General features: G+C 35.0%; 17 protein-coding genes. 13 read left to right on the top strand and 4 right to left on the bottom strand.

The window, feature by feature from the left end; translation table 11 throughout:
- The first annotated feature begins 38 nt into the window (after positions 1-38).
- From ABZP37_RS05445 to ABZP37_RS05475, 7 genes are all read left to right on the top strand, one after another.
- Positions 39-506, top strand: a complete 468-nt coding sequence (locus ABZP37_RS05445) for a DUF4402 domain-containing protein (protein ID WP_366186288.1) — start codon at positions 39-41, stop codon at positions 504-506.
- Positions 507-718: 212 nt separating this feature from the next.
- A complete protein-coding gene (locus ABZP37_RS05450) occupies positions 719-1069 on the top strand; it encodes a hypothetical protein (protein ID WP_366186290.1) in 351 nt (116 codons plus the stop codon).
- Positions 1070-1205: 136 nt separating this feature from the next.
- Positions 1206-3413: a TonB-dependent receptor gene (locus tag ABZP37_RS05455; RefSeq protein WP_366186291.1), complete on the top strand. Its 2208-nt coding sequence runs from the start codon at positions 1206-1208 to the stop codon at positions 3411-3413.
- A gap of 594 nt (positions 3414-4007) precedes the next feature.
- On the top strand, positions 4008-6110 hold the full coding sequence (locus ABZP37_RS05460; protein ID WP_366186293.1) for a prolyl oligopeptidase family serine peptidase: 2103 nt from the start codon (positions 4008-4010) through the stop codon (positions 6108-6110).
- 534 nt (positions 6111-6644) lie between these two features.
- Complete coding sequence (locus tag ABZP37_RS05465) at positions 6645-6776, top strand: hypothetical protein (protein ID WP_366186295.1); 132 nt, start codon at positions 6645-6647, stop codon at positions 6774-6776.
- A 331-nt stretch (positions 6777-7107) separates the two neighbouring features.
- A complete protein-coding gene (locus ABZP37_RS05470) occupies positions 7108-7287 on the top strand; it encodes a hypothetical protein (RefSeq protein ID WP_366186296.1) in 180 nt (59 codons plus the stop codon).
- A gap of 548 nt (positions 7288-7835) precedes the next feature.
- On the top strand, positions 7836-8150 hold the full coding sequence (locus ABZP37_RS05475; RefSeq protein WP_366186298.1) for an HPF/RaiA family ribosome-associated protein: 315 nt from the start codon (positions 7836-7838) through the stop codon (positions 8148-8150).
- A 470-nt stretch (positions 8151-8620) separates the two neighbouring features.
- On the opposite strand, the gene ABZP37_RS05480 is transcribed toward ABZP37_RS05475, so the two are convergent.
- A complete protein-coding gene (locus tag ABZP37_RS05480; protein ID WP_366186300.1) occupies positions 8621-10204 on the bottom strand; it encodes a L,D-transpeptidase family protein in 1584 nt (527 codons plus the stop codon).
- A 372-nt stretch (positions 10205-10576) separates the two neighbouring features.
- On the opposite strand from ABZP37_RS05480, the gene ABZP37_RS05485 reads away from it, so the two are divergent.
- From ABZP37_RS05485 to ABZP37_RS05500, 4 genes are all read left to right on the top strand, one after another.
- The gene (locus tag ABZP37_RS05485) at positions 10577-11941 is read left to right on the top strand and encodes an ammonium transporter (RefSeq protein WP_366186302.1); all 1365 of its coding nucleotides are present in this window, start codon (positions 10577-10579) and stop codon (positions 11939-11941) included.
- A 273-nt stretch (positions 11942-12214) separates the two neighbouring features.
- Complete coding sequence (gene trmB / locus ABZP37_RS05490) at positions 12215-12892, top strand: tRNA (guanosine(46)-N7)-methyltransferase TrmB (protein WP_366186304.1); 678 nt, start codon at positions 12215-12217, stop codon at positions 12890-12892.
- A 35-nt stretch (positions 12893-12927) separates the two neighbouring features.
- Positions 12928-13563 (top strand): LysE family transporter, encoded by a 636-nt coding sequence (locus tag ABZP37_RS05495; protein WP_366186305.1) that lies wholly within the window; start codon positions 12928-12930, stop codon positions 13561-13563.
- Between the two features lie 49 nt (positions 13564-13612).
- Positions 13613-14194: a tRNA-dihydrouridine synthase gene (locus ABZP37_RS05500; RefSeq protein ID WP_366187481.1), complete on the top strand. Its 582-nt coding sequence runs from the start codon at positions 13613-13615 to the stop codon at positions 14192-14194.
- Positions 14195-14294: 100 nt separating this feature from the next.
- On the opposite strand, the gene ABZP37_RS05505 is transcribed toward ABZP37_RS05500, so the two are convergent.
- Genes ABZP37_RS05505 through ABZP37_RS05515 form a run of 3 tightly spaced genes read right to left on the bottom strand, consistent with a single transcriptional unit; the run spans position 14295 to position 20823 of the window.
- Positions 14295-19679 (bottom strand): DUF1566 domain-containing protein, encoded by a 5385-nt coding sequence (locus tag ABZP37_RS05505; RefSeq protein WP_366186307.1) that lies wholly within the window; start codon positions 19677-19679, stop codon positions 14295-14297.
- Between the two features lie 2 nt (positions 19680-19681).
- Entirely contained in the window at positions 19682-20335 is a 654-nt protein-coding gene (locus ABZP37_RS05510; RefSeq protein WP_366186309.1) for a hypothetical protein, read from the bottom strand.
- Positions 20332-20823 carry a T9SS type A sorting domain-containing protein gene (locus ABZP37_RS05515; RefSeq protein WP_366186311.1) on the bottom strand — a complete coding sequence of 164 codons (492 nt, stop codon included), beginning with the start codon at positions 20821-20823 and terminating at the stop codon, positions 20332-20334. Before ABZP37_RS05515 ends, ABZP37_RS05510 begins: the two co-directional genes overlap by 4 nt.
- A 284-nt stretch (positions 20824-21107) precedes the next feature.
- On the opposite strand from ABZP37_RS05515, the gene ABZP37_RS05520 reads away from it, so the two are divergent.
- Both ABZP37_RS05520 and ABZP37_RS05525 read left to right on the top strand, forming a co-directional pair.
- Positions 21108-22238 carry a helix-turn-helix domain-containing protein gene (locus tag ABZP37_RS05520; RefSeq protein ID WP_366186313.1) on the top strand — a complete coding sequence of 377 codons (1131 nt, stop codon included), beginning with the start codon at positions 21108-21110 and terminating at the stop codon, positions 22236-22238.
- Between the two features lie 34 nt (positions 22239-22272).
- Complete coding sequence (locus ABZP37_RS05525) at positions 22273-22602, top strand: MGMT family protein (protein WP_366186315.1); 330 nt, start codon at positions 22273-22275, stop codon at positions 22600-22602.
- The last annotated feature ends 193 nt before the right edge of the window (positions 22603-22795 follow it).

Below are 22795 nucleotides of genomic sequence, written 5' to 3' on the forward strand. Positions count from 1 at the left end.
ATAGTAAAAAACTAAGTATAATAGTAATCTTGCTTCTGATGAATTTTACAAGTATTTTGTACGCACAAACACGTGCGATCACAAACACTACTGCCTCGGTATCCATCTTAAGAACTTATGAGATCAAAAAAATTTCAGATCTCACCGTAAATAATATTAGTCCTAAAAATAATTCTTCACAAACTAAACGTACTAATAACGCAAGTACAAGTTCATATAATAGTAAATCAGGAACTACAGCAGTAAACATTACAGAAGCTTCTTTTAGTGTTTCAGATGCAAGTAATTCTACCTATAGTGTAGACTTGAATATTAGTGAGCTTTTAGTCTTTAACGGTGTTGAGATTATGAATGTGGACAAACTAACCTGTTTAACATCAAAAGTAAATCATGAAGGAGCAGATTTAATTTACTTCGGAGCCACCATTCATGTGAATTCTGATCAAGCTAGCGGAATCTATTCTAATTTAGGTTCTGACCTGGAAGTATCTGTCAATTATAATTAAAACACTCATTTTGATCTAATTGTAAGTGATAATGCTGCATTATTTTTAAATAACAAAAACAATATGTTGTTGTATAGTGTTTATCTGGTTACGAATTGGTGATGGTAAAATAGAGATCGTTTGTTTTTAAATAATTGCCGAAATCCATTTAAAAATAGGTAGTAATTTAAAGTCTTGATTTTTGTATCATAGTTTCGCTATCTTTGTCCCGCATGAAAAAGAAACAGATTGTCATAGCCTTTTCACTTGGGTTAACCGTATTGTTGTCAATACTGTTGCAGTCTTTTCATGCGCAAGTACATCATTACGAGGAAGTAGCGCAGCATTATTGCCATCATGAAAATCAAGGGCATAAAGCGCAAATAACGCACCACCATTACAAAGCAGAATCCTGTACAGTTTGTCATTTCTCGTTTGGCAGCTACATTACAATAGCATTTCCTAATTATCAGTTTTATTTTAACTATAAACTGATTCCTTATTTTTCGGTAACTGCCGAGAAAATAATTTCTTTTTCTGGGAGTTTATATTCCCTTCGTGGCCCCCCTTTTTACAGTAAATAATTTAATTTGGTTTAATTTTTAAACCAGCAGCCCAATAAGTTGTGAGATCCGCGTTTTCGCGATAGCGAATCCATGTCTTGTTCGCATTTTTTACTCGCATAGCGGGAAACAATTACATTATTTATAAAATAAATTTATGAGAAATTATATATTAGTCTTATTCCTAGGACTAAGTACACTATTGCAAGCACAACAACGATTATCAGGAATCGTAATGAATATTCAAAATCAACCCTTGCCCGCCGTATCAGTTTATATATCTGAATTGCACAAAGGCACCACCACCAATGTAAGCGGGAAATTCTCATTTGTAAATTTACCCAAAGGAGAGCTAAAGCTTCGTTTTGTTTTGGTAGGTTATGGGACTCAAAATATAACAGTGAGCCAGCTTCAAAAAGATGAAATACTTCAGGTAACTATGGACGAAACTTTATTCGAAATGGATGAGGTGATTGTTTCAACGGCCTTTAGTAAGATTCAGTCACAAAACGTGATGAAAGTTTCACACGAAAGTATTCAGTCGCTTCAAGAAAAAGGAACTGCGACGTTGATAGAAGGCCTAGCGACTATCCCTGGAGTTTCACAAGTTTCTACAGGAACTTCGATTGGAAAACCTGTTATTCGTGGGTTGAGCGGTAATCGCGTTTTGGTGTATTCACAAGGCGTTCGTATCGAAAACCAACAATTCGGTGACGAACATGGTTTAGGGTTAAATGACTCTGGAGTAGAAAGTGTTGAGGTGATCAAAGGCCCCGCTTCTTTATTGTACGGTTCAGATGCTTTGGGGGGTGTTTTATATTTCAATCCAGAAAAATTTGCTGATGCTCATAGTTTTAAAGCGAATTTTAGCCAAAAAATATTTTCAAATACTTTGGGTTCGAATACATCTTTGGGGTTGAAAACATCAACCGAAAATTGGAAATATTTGGTTCGAGGGAATTTCTCTACACATTCCGATTATACCGTTCCCAATGGAGATCGAGTAACCAATACACGCTACAATGAATCTGATTTTAAAACAGGAATAGGGTATAGTAATTCAAATTTCTCTTCTGTTTTTCGATACAATTACAACAAACTCGATCTTGGAATTCCTGAAAATGGAATCGATGCCCAATCGACTTCTAAAACAACGGATTTTCCGCGTCAAGGTATTGCCAATCATTTGTTGAGTATGAACTCAGTGATTTATTTAGGGAGTTCTAAATTAGATCTTGATTTAGGATATATTTCTAATAATCGAAGAGAATTTGAGGAAAGTCCAACAGCAATTTTAGATATGCAACTCAATACTTTTAATTTCAATGCCAAATACCATTTGCCAAAAATAGGAGCAATCGAGTCTATTGTTGGAGTCCAAGGTATGCGACAAACCAATACCAATTCTGGCGAAGAATTTTTAATTCCAGATGCCAAGACCAATGATTTTGGTGTTTTTGGAACCGCTAATTACGAATGGAAATCCAGTGTTATTCAGGGAGGACTTCGTTATGATAACCGAAAAATTAAAACCGAAGAACATGGCGACATTGGTGATGAAGGCTATTTCAAAGCTATCAACCGTTCTTTTGATAGCTTTAATGCGTCTTTGGGGTACAAAACCGATTTGGCTACCGATTTGATTTTGCGAATCAATCTGGCCTCTGGATTTAGAGCGCCTAACCTAGCTGAGTTGTCCTCAAACGGTGTCCACGAAGGAACTTATCGCTACGAAATAGGTAATGCTGATTTGAAAAATGAGCAAAATATTCAAACTGATTTGAATATCGAGTACAAGAATTCACATTTTGAGTTTTTTGTCAATGGGTTTTACAACCACATTAATAATTTTATTTATATCAATCCTACAGGAGCAACGCTTGAAGATAATTTAGTTTTTGAGTACATTCAAGACAATGCAAAATTATACGGTGGTGAAGCTGGATTGCATTTTCATCCACATCCATTGGACTGGTTGCATTTTGAAACTAGTTTTGAAACCGTAACAGGCAAAAAACAAAATAATGATTATTTGCCCATGATTCCAGCCAACAATTGGAACAATACTGTTCGAGCCGAATTTAAAATTAAAGATTGGTTGAAAGATGGTTTTGCAACATTGAGTTATAATGCTACTTTTAATCAAAAAAACGTCAGTGGTTTTGAAACCGCTTCTAGTGGGTATAACTTGATGAATCTAGGTTTTGGAGGAAAAGTTGCCTTGGGAAAAACTATTTTCAGGATGAATATAAACGGAAATAATATTTTCAATAAAAGCTACATCGCCCATCTTTCCCGCTTAAAAACCGATGGTATTCCCAATATGGGAAGAAACATCGTTTTGGGTGTGAACTTTGATTTGTAGATTATCATTTATTTCAAAACGCTATTCGAAAGAGTAGCGTTTTTTTTTGCCTCTGATTAAAAGGATTAGGATTGATTTTTTTAGTTTTAAATTTCTTTGATTGCACTGATTTTTTAATAATCTAATCGAAAAAAGAGACACGCAGATTTCGCTAATTTTGGCAGATTTTTCTAAGAGTTTCGGCGTAAATCTTTAGTATCTGCGTGCTTTAAATTATGGATAATTGAATTAGTTTGTATTTTTTTTAATTTCTCCTATCTGCATTCCAAAAGCATGCAATCCATTCTTAAATATTCTCTAATCAGCATTCCAAAGTAGCTTCTTAAATGTTTTTATACCATTTTGGTTTTGAATTTACTGTTATATAATGGTTGATGATTGTCTGGTTGAGCGCAGTCGAAACCTCGCTCTATGGAATAGTAAATAATCTCGACTTCGCTCGATTTGGCAAAATTCAAAACAGTAAATTCAATAATAAAATAGTACTATATTTCTTATATAGTTTAAAAACAAACCCAATCCATCTTAATTTCTAGATGGTTCAAAAAATACAATTGTAATTCGCTATTTTTGTTAAGCTTACTAAATACACACATGAAAAAAATACTCCTACTAATGACGACAATTTCCGCTTTTGGACAAAATAACATCCATTATCCACAAACACAAAAAGGGACTGTAACCGATAATTACTTTGGTACCATCGTGCCAGATCCGTACCGCTGGCTTGAAGACGATCGCTCATCCGAAACTGCCGCTTGGGTTAAGGCGCAAAATGAACTTACTTTTAATTATCTAAAACAAATTCCATTTCGAGAGACAATCAAAACCCGAATGGAACAGTTGTGGAATTACGAAAAAGAAAGCGCCCCTTTCAAAGAAGGAAACTATACATACTATTACAAAAATGACGGTTTGCAAAATCAATCGGTGTTGTGGAGAAAAGGCGAAAAAGGCAAAGAAGAAATTTTCTTAGACCCGAATACTTTTTCTAATGATGCGACAACTTCATTAGGTGAAATTAGTTTTTCCAAAGACGGTTCATTAGTCGCATATTCGATTTCTGAGGGCGGAAGCGACTGGCGCAAAGTCATTATCATCAATGCCGTTACCAAACAAAAAATAGACGAAACCTTAATCGATGTCAAATTCAGTGGACTGTCCTGGATAGGAAGCAAAGGATTTTATTATTCGAGTTATGAAAAACCTAATGGAAGTGAATTGTCTGCCAAAACGGATGAACATAAACTGTATTTTCACGCTATTGGAACCAAACAAAAAGAAGATAAAGTAATCTTTGGCGAAAGCCAAAAACGCCGTTATGTAGGTGGTAATGTAACCGAAGACGACCGTTATTTGGTTATTACGGCGGCCAACTCCACTTATGGAAATGAATTATACATTCAAGACTTGACTAAAAACAACAGTTCGCTAGTGACCGTTGTTACTGACTTTGAAAGTGATAATAATATCATTGATAACCAAGGTGAAACTTTATTCATTGAAACCGATTGGGAGGCACCCAATAAACGTATTGTCACTGTTTCAGTAAAAAATCCAGCACCTGAAAATTGGAAAAATTTTATTCCCGAAACCGAAAATGTGTTGAGTATTAGCACGGGTGGCGGTTACTTTTTTGCTCATTATATGCAAGATGCCGTTTCAGTTGTGGAACAATACAATGTAAGAGGTTCTAAAATAAGAACGGTAGAGTTAACAGATTTAGGAACAGCGTCAGGGTTTAGCACCAAGAAAAAAGAAAATTCACTCTATTATACTTTTACAAATTACACCACGCCAGGAACTATTTATAAATTGAATATGGTGTCTGGAGAGTCCGTTTTGTATAGAAAATCCAAAGCAGATTTTCAGTCTGAACAATATGCAACAAAGCAGGTTTTTTATACTTCTAAAGATGGTACACAAGTGCCCATGATGATTATCCATAAAAAAGGACTGCAACTTGATGGTAAAAACCCAACGATTCTATATGGTTATGGCGGTTTCAATATTAGCTTAACGCCAAATTTCAGTATTGCAAATGCCGTTTGGATGGAAAACGGAGGCGTTTTTGCAGTGCCTAACCTGAGAGGAGGAGGAGAATATGGTAAAAAATGGCATGATGCGGGAACTCAACTTCTAAAACAAAATGTCTTTGACGATTTTATCGCTGCGGCAGAATATCTAATATCTAAAAAATATACTTCTTCATCATATCTAGCCATTCGTGGTGGGTCTAACGGTGGTTTGCTCGTGGGGGCAGTGATGACGCAGCGCCCCAACTTGATGCAAGTCGCTTTGCCCGCTGTGGGCGTACTGGATATGCTGCGTTACCACACTTTTACTGCAGGTGCAGGCTGGGCGTATGATTACGGAACCGCGCAGGATAGCAACCAAATGTTTGACTACCTCAAAGGCTATTCGCCAGTGCATAATGTAAAATTGGGGGTCCAATACCCAGCGACTTTGATTACCACGGGAGACCATGATGATCGCGTAGTACCAGCACATAGTTTTAAATTTGCAGCCGAATTACAAGACAAACAAACAGGCAATAATCCAACCCTCATCCGCATCGATGTCAAGGCCGGTCACGGTGCAGGGAAATCAGTGGCAGCTACGATTGAGGAGAATGTCGATATTCAGGCATTTACACTTTACAATATGGGATTAAAGAATTTGCCCAATAAAAATTAGGAGCTTTTTTCAAAAATCAAAGGTTAAAAATCAATTCTAGGTACATTCGAATTAAGTGTAAACGTTGTTTCGTTATTCATTGCGAGGAACGAAGCAATCACGTAAAGTTTGTCGGCCATCGAAGTTATAACGGTTTTTCTTCTTTGCAGCAAATCTCCACAATCTTGTCATTCCGTAGGAACTTCTTTTTTTTAATTTGTTTGAGCAGATTGTAATTTGTTTCATATTTGTAGGAATATTTTAATATATTTGGAAAGCTAGAAACGCGTACTAAACCTTCGCAAAGCCACCCAATTTTGGGTGTATAGACGAAGGTTTGTTTCGCCTATTTACTAGTTGTGCGTCAGTTTAGAAAACCGAAACACCGAAAATAATATGGATAATAATTTAACATTGATAATCATAGGTTTATATACTTTAATTTATGTTATTGTAATACAGAAATCTCAAATCGACAAACAAAAAGACGTTATATCATCTATGAAGTCGTTTATGGAAATCTTTAACGTTGACGAGGTTAAAAAACATGTTGAAATGAGAAACGAACGTGTAATGGAGGACGCAGCTAAATTAATTATAGATAATAAGAAATTTAAAGATATGTCAGAACATTTAGTAAATACAACTACAGAACCAATACAAGAATTTTATAAAAAAAATAATTAATGACAGACACATTGAACTATTAAACGTTGTTTCTCAAGTAATAATATCATTAGAACCAGATGAAAGAATAAAATTTATAAATGATATTTTACCTAATAACCGACAAGTTCTTATGGATATGTTGATTGATCACGAAAAAAATAATTCTTGACGTTATTATAATCTTTCTTTGAAACAATTTTGTGCTTTAACATAAAACCAAATCGTTCATCAAAAATGTTTTTTTTATTTTCTTTTTTTTTAAACTGATTGAATATAAAATAAAACATAATAATTAATTTAAAATTGAATCCGCTTTAAATTGGCGCGGAAATTAAACCGAAAACAACCTTTGAAAAAAATAAATATGGAATTTATCGTTGGACTTATACTTGTAGCTGTTTTTATCTTTTTAATCAGAGCATTTGGAGCTTGGATGTTAAGAATTGATGAAGTAATTGAACTTCAAAGAGAACAAACAAAACTGTTGAGAATTATATCCGAAAAAATAGCAGAAAAAGAAAATCAATAAAAATCCGACCGCCCAGATTTATAGACAATCGTTAGCGCGGAAATTTTTTCCGTGCCCGCAAAGTGTATCTCGTCCTAAATTCCCTAGCTCCTTTAAGTCTTTCCAAATCGTTCTAATACAAAGTAAAGGAGAAGTCTCTCGACTCGTGCCCAATCTTATAGGCATCAAAACACTTAGGAAAGTATAAGCGTTCATTAGTATGAATAAGATTTAAAAGGCTTATTAGAACGAGTGTGAAGTTGGGAGACTTCGCCAGTATTCTAAATCATATTTTGTTCTTACAAGAATAGTTCCTAGAGGGGGCTATAATTAACTTCAATTATAATAGTATAAACCAATTGTACTGCTAAATAGTACACGCTTTTTGTCATGTCTAGCATAGATGAGATTTGAAAATAGATCTAAACGGTAGACTATAAACCATTTGTGATTTGATTTTAAAAGGGGCTTATGAGATACTGAACTTTATTTCATAATGTTTTACTAAATCCTTATTTTTTATAGAAAAAGATTGCTAAATTTGAGATATATCAAAAAAACATTTACATATGAAAATACAATTCAATACCGACAAAAATATAGAAGGACACGAAAGATTAGAAACTTACTTTACAACTGAATTAGAAAAATCGTTAGCGCGATTTGATGATAAAGTAACCCGTTTTGAAGTGCATTTGGGAGATGAAAACAATGCTAAAAGCGGAGTAGATGATAAACGATGTGTAATCGAAGCTCGTCCCGCTAAATTACAACCTATTGCAGTTACAGCTCATGCTGATTCAATTGAAAAAGCATTTTTCTTAGCTTCGGATAAAATCAAAAAAGCTTTGACAACCGCTTTTGAAAAGCAAAAGGTGCATTAATTAAGAGTATTCAAGGTCAGTTATAAATTCAAAAAAAAGCAGTCTAAAAAATTTTTAGACTGCTTTTTTTTGGGTTAAATTTTTTTGAAACACTTAGATTCATAGAGTTTTTTTTGAATATAAAAAAAGGCATTTTACTCTCAGAGGACAGATAGATTGGGGTTTTATGCCACAGATTAAAAAGATTTTTTCTGATTATTTTTTTTAAAATTTCTTGGATTTCTCTGATCAGTGTTCAAAAAAAATACAGCCACAAAGACGCTAAGGCACTACGGACTTCAAATCTTTTTTTATCCGTGTACTTATTTTTAGTGGTTATGAAAAAGAGACGTTCTAAGCCCCGATCGCAGCAAATTATCCTTTTTATTTGCCCTAATGCGCTTGTTGATTTGGGGCAAATAAAAAGATAATGCGAAGAGCGGGACAACTCTTTATTGAAAGCACGTAATATTGTGCTCCTAATATCTCAGCTATTTCTCATACAACAAAGCCGCTAATGGTTCGTCACGTTCATAGATGTCATCGTAAAAATGAAGGTTTCCGTCTACGTCAACCCAGGCGGTAAAATAGCCAATGTAAACGGGAATTTTGTTTTTAAGTGTGTACCAAGATTCAGCTCCCTTGTTCATGGCTTCGTCAATTTTTTCAGAGGTCCATTTTGGGTCATCTTTAAGGAGTATTTCGGCTAATTCTTTGGGTTTTTCAATACGAATACATCCGTGGCTAAAAGCTCTGTCTCGACGGCTAAATAAATGTTTGGACGGGGTATCGTGCAAATAGATGGAGTTAGAATTTGGGAATAAAAACTTGATGAGTCCTAAAGAATTTTTAGGCCCTGGCTTTTGACGTACTTTGCCGTCGTTCCATTCCATATTGTGTTTGGCAAGATAGTTAGGGTCTTTTTTGATGCCTGGTAAAATTTCATTTTTTTTGATGCTATAAGGAATGTTCCAATAAGGACTAAAAACGATATAACGCATGGGAGCGCTGAAAATAACGGTTTTGTTTACAGTTTTGCCCACAACTACATTAGAACGAAAAGTGGGTTTTCCATTCTCAAAGTAAGTGAGTTGATAGGCTGGGATGTTTATAGCAATAAGTTCTTTGGCTTTAGTAATGTCTTTCGCAATCCATCGACAACGCTCCATATTTACCACCAAGGTTTTGATGCGTTCAGATACAGGAATATTCAAAACTTTAAGATGTGAGGGCAAAATGATTGTGCTCGATGCGTTGCGATTTGTTTCTTTGAATTTCAATACTCCTTTAGCTAATTGGTCATCATAAATGGCACTTTTAGAATCTGACTTTAACTCTCCTGTGAGGTATAAACGTGTTCTTAGTTGGGCAATGGTGTGCGTGCTATCTCCTAAATTAAGTGATTTTACTGCGGAATCCATTTTGACAGTTTTCCAACCTCCGTTTTTTTCTATTTGGCGGTAAGATTTTAAGACGTTTTTTAAGAGGTAATATTGATAAAACAATCCTTTCTCTTTATTTTTTATCAATGAAGGGTTTACTAGAAGTGAATCCAGGTACTTGCCATAGGTTTGTTTTTCTCTGGGAAGAAACCATTCCATTTGGTTGGTACTTTCCGTGTCAAGACCTTGGTACACTTTGTCAACATAGTAAAAATACATGGAGGTGTTTAGCAACTCCGTAGTTGGGTTAGGTTTTTGACCGCTAGAAGGACTTTCGTATATCGAATCTAATTTTTGTCTGTAAGGAATGCTGGTAAGCACTCCTTCTTCTTCGATATTGATGATTTTGTTGTGTAATAAACTACCAAATTCGTTCACCCCATTTTTGTCATACCAGATGTAATGGAATTGATGTTTCTGATAAAGTTCGTTCACCTCGTTTTGGTATTTGTCTAGCAAAGGGTGTTTTTGGAAAAATGTATTGACAAAGGTGCTGTCAAAGGTTAGCTCCCTTTCTTCTGTTGTTTGTTCAAGTGCAGTAGCTCCAGCTTTGTCTGTGAATTTTTTACAAGAAGTTGTAATTATCAAAACGAGACTGAATAAAGGAATAATGAATATGTATAACTTTCTCATAAAACGGAATTTATAAAATAAACCTACGTAAAAATACATTAAAAAAAGCTATTTGTAGTAATGGATTTTTAGAGGTTTAGTTGATTTTTTAATACTTCACAAGAACTGTACCTTTTATGTTTTAGTTGGAAATGAAGTGTTTTTTTTAAGTTTTGGAGTCAAATTATAGTTTATTGAAGAATTTTAAATAATTGTATTCTTAAGAAAATAACAAAATGTTTGTTTTTTAACTAGTTCAAGTCCTTTAAATAGAGAATGTTTTGATGATTTCACGTAAAATGGTGGTTTGTGGTCAAAATTAAACCCTATGATTGAAAAAAATTAAATTATTTTTACCTTTGCCCCCTGAATCAATGGGGTAAAAAAAATAAAATGAAAATAGAGAGACGTTGGATCATTTCCTTTATAATAATTAGTTTAGTTTGCATAGCAGGATTATTTTGGCCTGCGGTTTCAAGCACTAATAAAATTTTATCTCAGTTTGGGACTTTAGATCAAATTGTGCCTGCTGATGTTGCTTGGATGTTAACCTCTTGTTGCTTGGTACTGATTATGACGCCTGGACTTTCCTTCTTTTATGGTGGAATGGTAGGGAAGAAAAATGTTATTTCAACCATGTTACAAAGCTTTATTTGTATGGGGGTGGTTACCTTAATTTGGGTAATTGTTGGGTTTAGTTTGGCTTTTGGTGAGCCAATTGGTGTACAGATTGGTGATGGGTTTTACAGTTTTATAGGAGACCCTACTTCCTTTGCTTTTATGGACTATGTGAATATTTTGCCACATAAGAATATTGCAGCGACCGTACCGTTTATGTTGTTTGCTTTGTTCCAAATGAAATTTGCTGTGATTGCACCAGCAATTATTACGGGTTCTTTTGCGGAACGTGTACGTTTTATTTCCTATTTATTATTCATCTGTTTATTTACCATTTTTATATATGCTCCTTTATGTCATTCGGTTTGGTATCCAACAGGGATTTTGGGTTCTTACTTTGGTGTAAAAGATTTTGCTGGGGGAACTGTAGTGCATATGAGTGCTGGTTTTGCGGCATTGGCGGGTGTTATGGTTTTAGGAAAACGAAATGACAGTAATCATGTACCCACTAATATTCCATTTGTATTGTTAGGTACAGGAATGTTATGGTTTGGATGGATTGGATTTAATGCAGGATCTTCGTTAGAGGCAAATGGAGTAGCGGCAATGGCTTTTGCAACTACTACCACCGCTTCAGCAGCAGCAATGTTGACTTGGATTTTCTTTGATCGATTGAACGGACGCAAAGTTTCGGCATTAGGAGCTTGTATTGGAGCCGTTGTTGGATTGGTTTCGATTACTCCTGCGGCAGGTTATGTTTCAGTGCCTGAAAGTATGTTTTTTGGATTTATAACCGCTATAGTGTCAAATGCTTTAGTGCATTCTAGTTTGTTGCGCAAAGTAGATGATACTCTTGATGTGTTTGCTTGCCATGGTGTGGGCGGAATCATGGGAATGATTTTAACGGCTATTTTTGCTCATGGCGAAGATGCTAGTTTGATGCACGGTGGTTGGGGGGTCTTTGGTCACCATATGATGGCATTGGTTTTGGTTTCTATCTTTACTTTTTTTGGAGCTTATCTTTTGTTCAAAGTAACCAATTGGATTATTCCGATGCGTGTTTCCAAAGAGTCTGAGGTGATCGGTTTGGATATTTCGCAACATGATGAAACACTTTTTCCTATCGAATGTTCGGAGTAGGATTTTTTCAAAAATCAAAAATCAAAGGGCAAAGTTCAAAAAACTTATTTTCTTAGTTCTTTAGCGCCTTAGCTGTAAAATCAAAAAAGCGTTAATCAAAAATAGATAAACCTTAAGGTCTTTGCGACTTAGGGGTAAAATACTGCTTTGTGAACTTAGCGCTTCCTTTGTGTTCTTTGCGGTTAAACATTAAACTAAAAATCATTATTCTTCATTCGAAAATCTCTTTGGTCTTATATATTTCCGTAAATTTGCCGAAATATTTAAAAAATCGTGGGAAGCAAAAATAAATTAAAAAGATTCAAAGAAAACGAAACATTCGATAATGTATTTCAACCAACTAGAGAAGAAGTTGTAGGTGATTTGTTTCCGTTGAAAGGGAAGTGGAATTCAGATTTCTTCAAAAATGACAATCCTGTTGTCTTGGAATTAGGATGCGGAAAAGGGGAATATTCAGTAGGTTTAGCCGAAAGATATCCAGATAAAAACTTTGTTGGAATTGATATCAAAGGGGCTCGTTTTTGGCGTGGAGCCAAAACTGCTGTAGAAACAGGTTTACACAATGTAGCTTTTATTCGTACCCAAATCGAATTAATCAATCACATTTTTGCTGAAAATGAAGTGGACGAAATTTGGATTACTTTTCCAGATCCACAAATCAAATACAAAAGAACGAAACACCGTATGACCAATTCGGAGTTTTTAAAGTTGTATAAAAAAGTTTTGAAAAAAGATGGTGTGATGAACCTGAAAACGGATAGTGAATTCATGCATGGTTACACTTTGGGATTACTTCACGGAGAAGGTCACGAAGTACTTTACGCCAACCATAATGTGTATGTAAACGAAGGAAGTCCAGAAGAAGTAACAGCTTTTCAGACTTTTTACGAAAAACAATATTTGGAAGTTAACAAAGCAATCACATATATTAAATTCAGAATCAAAGACTAATTAGTGTTTCGCTAATAGTCTTTTAAATAAATAGGATGAATTTTATAATTCCTTTATTTTTAGGTTTTGCCACAGCAGTTGTAGGGATTATTCCGCCAGGATTAATCAATATGACAGCCGCAAAAGTGAATCTAAAAGAAGGAAATCGAAATGCATTTTCGTTTGTTTTAGGAGCGGTTATAATTATATTTTTCCAAGCTTATATTGCTATTTTATTTGCAGAAGTAATTAACTCTCGCCCAGATATTGTTATTCTGATGCGTGAAATAGGTTTTGGGATTTTTACGTTATTGACTATCTTCTTTCTATTCATTGCCAAAAAGCCTAAACTAAAAGAAGCTAAAATTGGTAAAAAAAGTAAAAAGAAGCGTTTTTTCTTGGGAATGTTACTTTCAGGACTTAACTTTTTTCCAATTCCGTACTACGTTTTTGTCAGTATAACGTTGGCATCGTATCAGCTTTTTTCATTTATGAATAGTTCGATACTGACTTTCGTGAGTGGAGTAGTAGTGGGGTCGTCCTTGGTCTTTTATTGCTATATCGCTTTCTTTCAGAAAGTAGAATCCAAAGCCGACTCCCTTTTGAAAAATATGAATCTTATCATAGGGAGTATTACAGGATTGATTGCTGTTGTGACTTTGATTAATATTATACATTATTATTGGGGTTAGTTTAATTTTTTATATTTAAAAGTTACTCCGTTTGTATCTTCACTAATATATTGTAGAGCATAATAATTCCCTTCGCTGGTATGATACCACCGAAAAAATTCTGGATGTCTTTCCTTTTTTAGAAAAATACCCCATAAAGAATGTTGCCATTCATACCCACAATGGAAAACAGCTCTACAAAGGCGGCGTTCATTTAGACGCTTTCCAAACTTGTATTGACCAAAGCAACGTAAAATTATACTACAACGGCGATATTACCACGGTAACAAAGTTCAAAGAAATGCAGGACCGATTTCCAACTATCGACCACTGGATGATAGGAAGAGGATTGATTGCTGATCCTTTTTTGCCAAGCATGATTAAAAGCAACAGCGTGGAATATCCACGAAATAAGATGAAATTGTTTAGTGAATTTCACGACACCTTATACGCTGGCTATAGCGAATCATTATCTGGTTCTACGCACATCTTATTGAAAATGCATCATTTATGGGAGTACTTTTCTGTTATTTTTGCTAATCCTCACAAAGTGGCTAAAAACATAAGGAAATCAAAGAGTATTCGCAATTATGAGCAAACGGTGAAGGAGGTTATTAAGGCAGATATATCAAATACAAATATTGGAATATAAATATATAGTAGAGTTAAGCTTTTAGATATTTAAATTTTGACTCAATCTCTATAAATCACTTTGAAAAATGATGTATAGAGATTGAGTCAATAAAAATATTTTAAAAATATCTAGCAGCTCTTACGCTCAATAAGGAACCTCTAAAGTTTCTAGCTTTACTCCCATTGAGAGAATTAACATCGGCAGCTCGGTCCTGAAAAACATCACCAGTTGAAGTCCAATACCAATTACTTTTATTAGCTGAATTAGTTGAATCATAATATAACCCACCAATTGAACTTTTATTTTGATAAATTTTTAGCATTTCATCGTATGAAGGTAAAAACCAGTCATCATAAACCGTTCCGTTAACAGTAATGCTATAGTCTGCGCATATCTTTGCTGCATAATTTGTAGGACTACTTTCAGTATTTGAAGAAATAATTAATGAAGTATTAGTACTACCCGCACCAATAGCACAAGGCAAAGCAAATCCTGATGACGTATGCCGATTAGTACAATCATAAGTGGTGGAAAGTCCGTCAAAATTTTGCCCCCAACGAATTCCATTACTTAAATCACTATTTGAAACAATAATCCCATGAAATTCTCCAGAAACAAAACCAGGATCACCATTTTGAAAAACATAGGCTATTTTGCCACCTCTTAAATTTGATCCTTCTTGTAGTTGTAACTGAACATCATTACCTATAAAATTAGTCCATCTTGCACCATTAAAAACTTGTAGTTCCCCATTTTCTCCACAATTTTTACACCAAACAATTAAACCGGCAACTGGAGAACTTATTGAATTTCTTTCGGTTTGTGTCATTCGTGGGGGTAAGAATCCTTGAGTAGTTGATGACACCTCAAGTACTGCAGATGATGTTGGTGCCGTTGTGCCTATCCTTAAATTATTATTTAACGATTTAGATCCTGAAATGGTTTGTGAGGTAGTTAAATCAACAAAATCACTACTTGTGGCAACGCTTGGTGTAGTCCAAGCCGTTACGCCATCGGCATCGGTAGTTAAAACTTGGTTGGCTGTACCTTTAGTTTTGGTGTAGGTAACTTCGCCAGCGGTTAGCGTTCCACTTGTTTTTACGTTGGTTACATCTGTGCTACCTAATTGGATGGTGTTGCTTGCGGTAACTTTTGCGTTAAAACCTATTGCAGTGGCGTTGGTTAATTCTGCTCCACTGATCACTACAACATCTGCAGAAACACCTAACGCCGTGTTTTGATTTCCTGAAACATTAGAACTAAGTGCACGGTCACCTATTGCCACATTTTGACTTCCTACAGTATTATTTGTTAAACTATTGGCTCCTAATGCCGTATTGACATTACCATCTGTATTGCTAGCCAATGCTTTAGAACCGACAGCAACAAGAGAATTTCCATCTACACTAAGTTCAAGTGCTTTCCATCCTACAGCTGTATTATTGCTATTGGCATTTACAGTAAGTGTTGATCTACCTAAAGCTGTATTGCCCCATCCTGTATTATTGACTAACGCATCAAGACCTAAAGCTGTATTATATGCAGCACTATCTGGAGCACCACCTCCAACGCCAACGGTAATACCGTTTATTTTCGCATCGCTGCTAAATGTTTTATTCCCCGCAATGGTTTGGTTAGCCGTTAAGTCTACAAAGTTTTGAGTTGACGAGCCTGTTCCTCCATTGACAATGGCTACAATTCCAGAAACATTTGTTGCTGTTCCGGATGCTATATTAGCATCTACATAGGTTTTTACAGATTTTACAGAAGGAAACTTCACATCAGAAGCACCATCTGTAGTGACATCTGTAGATTTATTAGCTGCATCTTCTTTTAAAGCGATTGCTGTATTTTGTGCCGCTTGTTCCTCCGTAATTGTAGTTAAAGAACTTATAGCTGGAAAACCTACAGCTCTAACCGCACGAACCATTCTACTAGTATTTTTAGTAAAAGGCTGCTGATGGTTATTGCCGAAAAACAATGCCCATGCACTGGAACCTGTCTCTGTAGAACTCCAATAAGAACCGGAACCCCCACCAAAATTCACACCACCATTTGTCGTGGCGATTACATTAATAGTATTTCTGTTCAGACCCATCTGATATAATTCGTCTTTTGAGGGCAGATACCAGTTGGTAAAGCCACCTCCATTATATGCTCTTGCCAGACCAGCTGCATAATTTGTTGCTGTAGCTCCTTGTGCGGTTATAATCGCATCTGTGTTACTTGCTCCTGTTTCTACAGCAGTTCCAGTTGCTCCAGTGGTTAAATTTGAGCCATTGTACCATTGGATTCCATCGCTTTGGTCTTCAATAGAACAAACTAGACCTTTTGAGTTATCCACTGGATCTACCCAAAACACAACACCACCTCCAACAAAATCACCTATAGCTAGTGTCTGCGCCGCTACACCATCAGAAACCACCGTATCGAAAGCTTCAGAAACAAATGCAGTTGTTGCCAATTGCGTTGTACTCGTTCCAGCTGTAGCGGTTGGCGCTAAAGGCACACCTGTAAAGGATGGCGAAGCGATATTTGCTTTTAAATCCAATGCCGTTTGCGCTGCCGTAGAAACTGGTTTATTAGCATCGCTTGTATTATCCACATTTGCCAAACCGACCATGGTTTTAGTAATACCACTTATTGTTCCAGTAAATGTTTTATTTCCTGCAACCGTTTGATCGGATGTTACATCTACAAAATTTTGAGTTGCCGAGCCTGTTCCTCCATTGGCAATGGCTACAATTCCAGAAACATTGGTTGCTGTTCCTGAAGAAGTTAGATAAGTTGAACTATCTACTGAACCATCTGCTTTTAAAAATTGTGATGTTGTTCCAGTTGGTATTTTGAAACCAGCAGCGCTAACATCTCCTGCGGCGGTAATACTCCCTCCTGTGGCTGATAATTGAGAAATATAGGTCTGGAAAATCCATGATTGCTGAAGTCCACCATAGTATGCAGGAAATGAAACGGTTGTACCTACATTACTAGACCCATAGTTTAACCCTATAGTTACTGATGCTCCAGTAATTTGAAGCCAATATACTGCTCCTGCTACTACTGTAACATTAGATATTGGAATAGTAGACATTATAGAATTTGTAGAAGAAAAAGTTGTTTCATACAATTTAGTTCCACCATGATTATTTTGCGTAATATTTCCACCTTGATAAACCGAAAGAGTGTAATTTCCAGTTGAATATAAAGTTACATTTATACTGGTTAAAAGCCCTGAAATTCCTGCAGTAAAAGATTGTCTTGCGTCTTGATCTGGGGCACCTGTATATTGAGTTGGGTTGATTGCATTGATATCAATTACTGCTGGTGCTATAGGCTTCAGTGTAGAAAGATTACCTACAAAAGTTTTATCTCCAGTTACTGTTTGATTTGTCGTTAAGTCAACAAAATTACCTGTTGTCGCAGTACTTACAGCATCAGTAACATATGCAGTTGTTGCAATTGCGGTAGAATTATTACCTGCTACTTGAGTAACTGCAATAGCTCCTGTTGGTAAAGTGGGCGTTCCAGTAAAAGTTGGAGAAGCTAGGTTAGCTTTCAATGCATCCGCAGCAGTTCTATTAGTTACTTCAGCAGCTAGATTCGTTGTTAAAGTTGCGTCAGCTGTAGTTCTATTGGTCGTTTCCGTTACCAAGTTTGCTGCAATTGCATTTTCAGTAGTTGTGGCGCGAGTCACTTCCGTAGTTAAAGCCGTTGAGTTTGTCGAAGCCGAAGCATCTACATAGGTTTTAACTGATTTTACGGAAGGATATTTGGTGTCCGAAGTTGCATCCGTAGTTACACTTGTTGATTTATTGGTTAAATCTTCTTTCAATGCATCCGCAGCAGTTCTATTAGTTACTTCAGCAGCTAGATTCGTTGTTAAAGTCGCATCAGCTGTAGTTCTATTAGTTGTTTCAGTTGCCAAGTTAGCTGCAATAGTATTTTCGGCAGTCGTAGCGCGAGTCACTTCCGTAGTTAAAGCCGTTGAGTTTGTCGAAGCCGAAGCATCCACATATGTTTTAACTGATTTTACGGAAGGATATTTAGTGTCTGAAGTTGCATCCGTAGTTACACTTGTTGATTTATTGGTTAAATCTTCTTTCAATGCATCCGCAGCAGTTCTATTAGTTACTTCAGCAGCTAGATTCGTTGTTAAAGTCGCATCAGCTGTAGTTCTATTGGTCGTTTCCGTTACCAAGTTTGCTGCAATTGCATTTTCAGCAGTTGTGGCGCGAGTCACTTCCGTAGTTAAAGCCGTTGAGTTTGTCGAAGCCGAAGCATCTACATAGGTTTTAACTGATTTTACGGAAGGGTATTTGGTGTCCGAAGTTGCATCCGTAGTTACACTTGTTGATTTATTGGTTAAATCTTCTTTTAATGCATCCGCAGCAGTTCTATTAGTTACTTCAGCAGCTAGATTCGTTGTTAAAGTCGCATCAGCTGTAGTTCTATTAGTTGTTTCAGTTGCCAAGTTAGCTGCAATAGTATTTTCGGCAGTCGTAGCGCGAGTTACTTCCGTAATTAAAGCGGTTGAGTTTGTCGAAGCCGAAGCATCCACATAGGTTTTAACTGATTTTACGGAAGGATATTTAGTGTCCGAAGTTGCATCCGTAGTTACACTTGTTGATTTATTGGTTAAATCTTCTTTCAATGCATCCGCAGCAGTTCTATTAGTTACTTCAGCAGCTAGATTCGTTGTTAAAGTCGCATCAGCTGTAGTTCTATTAGTTGTTTCAGTTGCCAAGTTAGCTGCAATAGTATTTTCGACTGTCGTAGCACGAGTCACTTCCGTAGTTAAAGCCGTTGAGTTTGTCGAAGCCGAAGCATCTACATAGGTTTTAACTGATTTTACGGAAGGGTATTTGGTGTCCGAAGTTGCATCCGTAGTTACACTTGTTGATTTATTGGTTAAATCTTCTTTTAAGTTTAATGCCGTTTGAGTTACTATCGAAATAGGTTTGTTAATATCAGAGGTATTGTCAATATTATTGATGCCTAAATTAATTTTAGCTCCATTTAAGGTGTTTGATCCAGTTCCTCCATTTTGTAAATTGATGATTCCAGTTACATTTTCAGCACTTTTTGCTGAATACGCAAAAGGAATATAAGAGAACTCTTGATTGCTGATTTCAATAAATGTAGTACATGAACCATTAGCATTTAATCCAACGTTCAATGTTTTTATCAACGAATCCCATATAATACTTCTAAAATTATTAGCGCTTCCTCCAGTTTTAATTCCGTTACCAATAATTAAATTGACCATACCAAATTCGTCTGTTGAAGTACTGATAGTTTCTTGGTATTCCAGTTGATTGAAAGAGTCTTTGATTTCAAAACGCAAACAAACGGATTGGTTTGTTAGAGGTAAGTTAGAGGAGTTAACTCCTGGGATTTGTTGTGCGTTTGGATTTAAAATTAATGCTTGATAGCTAATTCCATTGGTTTGTGAAAATGCAATTGTTGTTATCAAGAGGGCTATAAGAAAAATAATTTTTTTCATAATTAATTTTGATTTGAGGATAATGGGAATTGAATGCCAAATTGTAACTGACTATTTGTAAAGTATAAACTTTCTTTTGAAGTGTTTGATGTCCTAACAACTGTTGATAAGTTGTATCCCAGCGTTAATGATGCTGATTGGGATATTTTATAATTAGCACTTAAGCCAACAGTAGATTGAAGGAGGATTCCTGAAAAATCTTTCTGATCGGAAAGATCAAAATAAGTTCCATTTGCATTTTGTTCCCCAGATAATAAAGTGGAAAGACATAATCCCGCCTTAATACTGGTGTTAAATTTATTCTGGTGTTTGAAAACACTAAATGAAGCTAGGTTTTGGATTCCGATATATTTAGTTTTCCATGAATAGACCTCCGTGGTAGTTGGGAGGAAATATTTAGCATTAAATTCATTTAGAGTCAAGCCCACAATATAGGATAAGTTGCTTGTTTTGAAATGATGGATGTATCCTATCTCATAATATTTTCCATCTTCAAAATGACTTTTGTTATCCTTGCTCATGATTGGGTTGGGATTTCCAAAAGAATCTTTGTAATGATAATTGGTGTAATTTTCACCAGTGTTTAAGTAAATTTCTTGTGCCACTATCGATTGAAGTGCTAATAAGAAAATGAATGGGAGTAGTTTTTTTATCATTGAGCTTTTAGAATTTTAGTGAAATAATTAAGTTGTGAATTGTCTAGTCGTACTAGAAAAACTGATCCGGGTAAAAAATCCAAATTTAGAGTAACAATCATGTCAATCGGTTTTTTCTTTACTTGGAAAATCAAATGACCACTAGTGTCAAAAATACTGACGGTCACTTCCTCATCAATTTTTTTTGATAGTTGTAGATGAACTAAATCCACAAATGGATTGGGATATGTTCTAACTATTATGTTGTTTTTATTAATTGATGATGAAATTAGTTTTGACCAATACCCCTGTTGGAACCCTTGTAATACTACGTACTCCTTTTTTGAAGTTCCTGAAACTGTTTGTTGGCCTATGGTCTGTTTAACTATCATTCCGTTGGATAGAGTTGTAGTGCTTCCTTGTGATGATAGCATCTGGTGATGCAGTTGTTGACCATAAAAACTAGAGTAAAAAAGTAAAATAAGATATCGCATAACATTTAGTTTCATGCAATAATATTTAATGTTGTCTTAGCTTTTTTGGTGTAATATTTTTTGAAGGACGTTTTTATGTTTTTAATAAGTGTTTTTAAGGTTTTAGTAAATTAATATTAACATTTCATTTTATTTAAAATAACGTATTACTTGTTAAAATTTATAAATAGTGTATTTTATCGATTATATGTGTTGTATGTAGGATTGGTTTTTTGCTTGGCTATAAACAGATTAATTTTAACTTTTTTCTATATTTAATAAGAAAATTATTGATTATGCTTATGATTATTTTGTATTTCATGACTGGATTATTAGGGTTTGTTACCTTAGTAATTATTTCTACTCAATATAAATCTAACAAGTTTCTTAACGTGTATTTACTAATATTGTTTTTCCTGCTTTCAGCACGTTTTTTGATTTCAGGTTTTAATGAATTAAATCCGGCTTCTATTTTAAAAAATAAAGTTTCAGATTACTCGCCTTTTCTGGTTGTAATATTCCCGTGCGTATATTTGTATTTTCATAAATTAATTATCAATCAAAAGAGATTTGAATTTGTGGAAATTAAACATTTTATTTTGCCTGTTTTCTTAGGGTTGTCAAATGTCTTTGTACATGAACCAGCTGTTTATTTAAATTATGTCTATAACATCATTTTTTCAGCAATTGCATTGTATTATATTTATTGCAGTTATAATGAATTAAAAAATGGAATTTGGATTACCGAAACTAAGATTAGTGTTTTTGAAAAACAATATGTACTTCTAAAGAATTGGACATTTCTTATTTTTATAATATGTATTCTGTCTGTAGTTCGATTATTGGTTTGCCTTTATGTTGATTTATTTTTAGGGATTCAATCTTATGGGAGTAATTATTTATGGGTCACAGCTATATTTTCTTGTATCTTGTTTTTCAAGGTTTTGTTAACTCCAGAAATTTTGTTTGGCTACCATTTGCTTAACGATAAATTAAATGAAAAAAGAACTGCTGAATTTGTTTTCGGAGAATTTTGGATTGTTTCTAATGAAATTAAAATTGATAACATTCAAGATTCAAAGTTGAAACAGAAGGTAGAGGAACAGTTGTCTTTATATATTCGTGATATGGAAGCTATAGCCTTTAATCAAAATTGGTTTCGAGATTCTTCCATTTCTTTAGGTGATTTTTCTTCTAAGCTTGGTGTGCCCAAAAGTCATATAACCTATGTTTTTAAATACCATTCTAAAATTAGTTTTATAGATTTTAAAAAAATGGTTAGAATTTATGATTCCGTACGTTTGATTGAGAAGGATTATTTAAAATCAAATACTTTAGATTCATTGGCTAAAGAAGTTGGCTTTTCATCTTATAATCCTTTTTTTACTAGCTTTAAAGAAATCGTTGGCATGGTCCCGCAAGAATATAATAAGCAAATCAAACAGTTTTAGATTGTTGTTTTAGTTAGTAAATATTAATATTATTATGAGTGAATCCCCTGATAATTTCTTTGAACGCGTTTATGCTGTTGCTCGCCAAATTCCTTTTGGTCGGGTAACTTCTTATGGTGCCATTGCCAAAGCGTTGGGAACAGCACGCTCTGCGAGAATGGTAGGTTGGGCTATGAATGCATCGCATAATAAAGATGATGTTCCTGCGCATAGAGTTGTAAATAGAAAAGGACTTCTCACAGGGAAATTCCATTTTGACGGAACCAATCTCATGCAGCAACTCTTAGAAAACGAAGGAATCAAAGTCGTTGACAATCAAATAATAGATTTCGAAAAACACTTTTGGCAACCAGAAGTCAGTTAACAGTAGTCAGTCTATAGTAAATAGTCTCGGTTTTTTATTCTACTCAAATGAATTAGTGCAAATTTGTAAAATTAGTATTCAATAAAGATACTTTTGGTTCGAATAAATCCGTGCAATTCGTATTCAAAAAACCTTATATTTCCGTAACAATAAATCCAATTTAAATACTTTATAATAAGAACTTAATCACTTA

Source organism: Flavobacterium ovatum (assembly GCF_040703125.1).
Classification (GTDB): Bacteria; Bacteroidota; Bacteroidia; order Flavobacteriales; family Flavobacteriaceae; genus Flavobacterium; species Flavobacterium ovatum.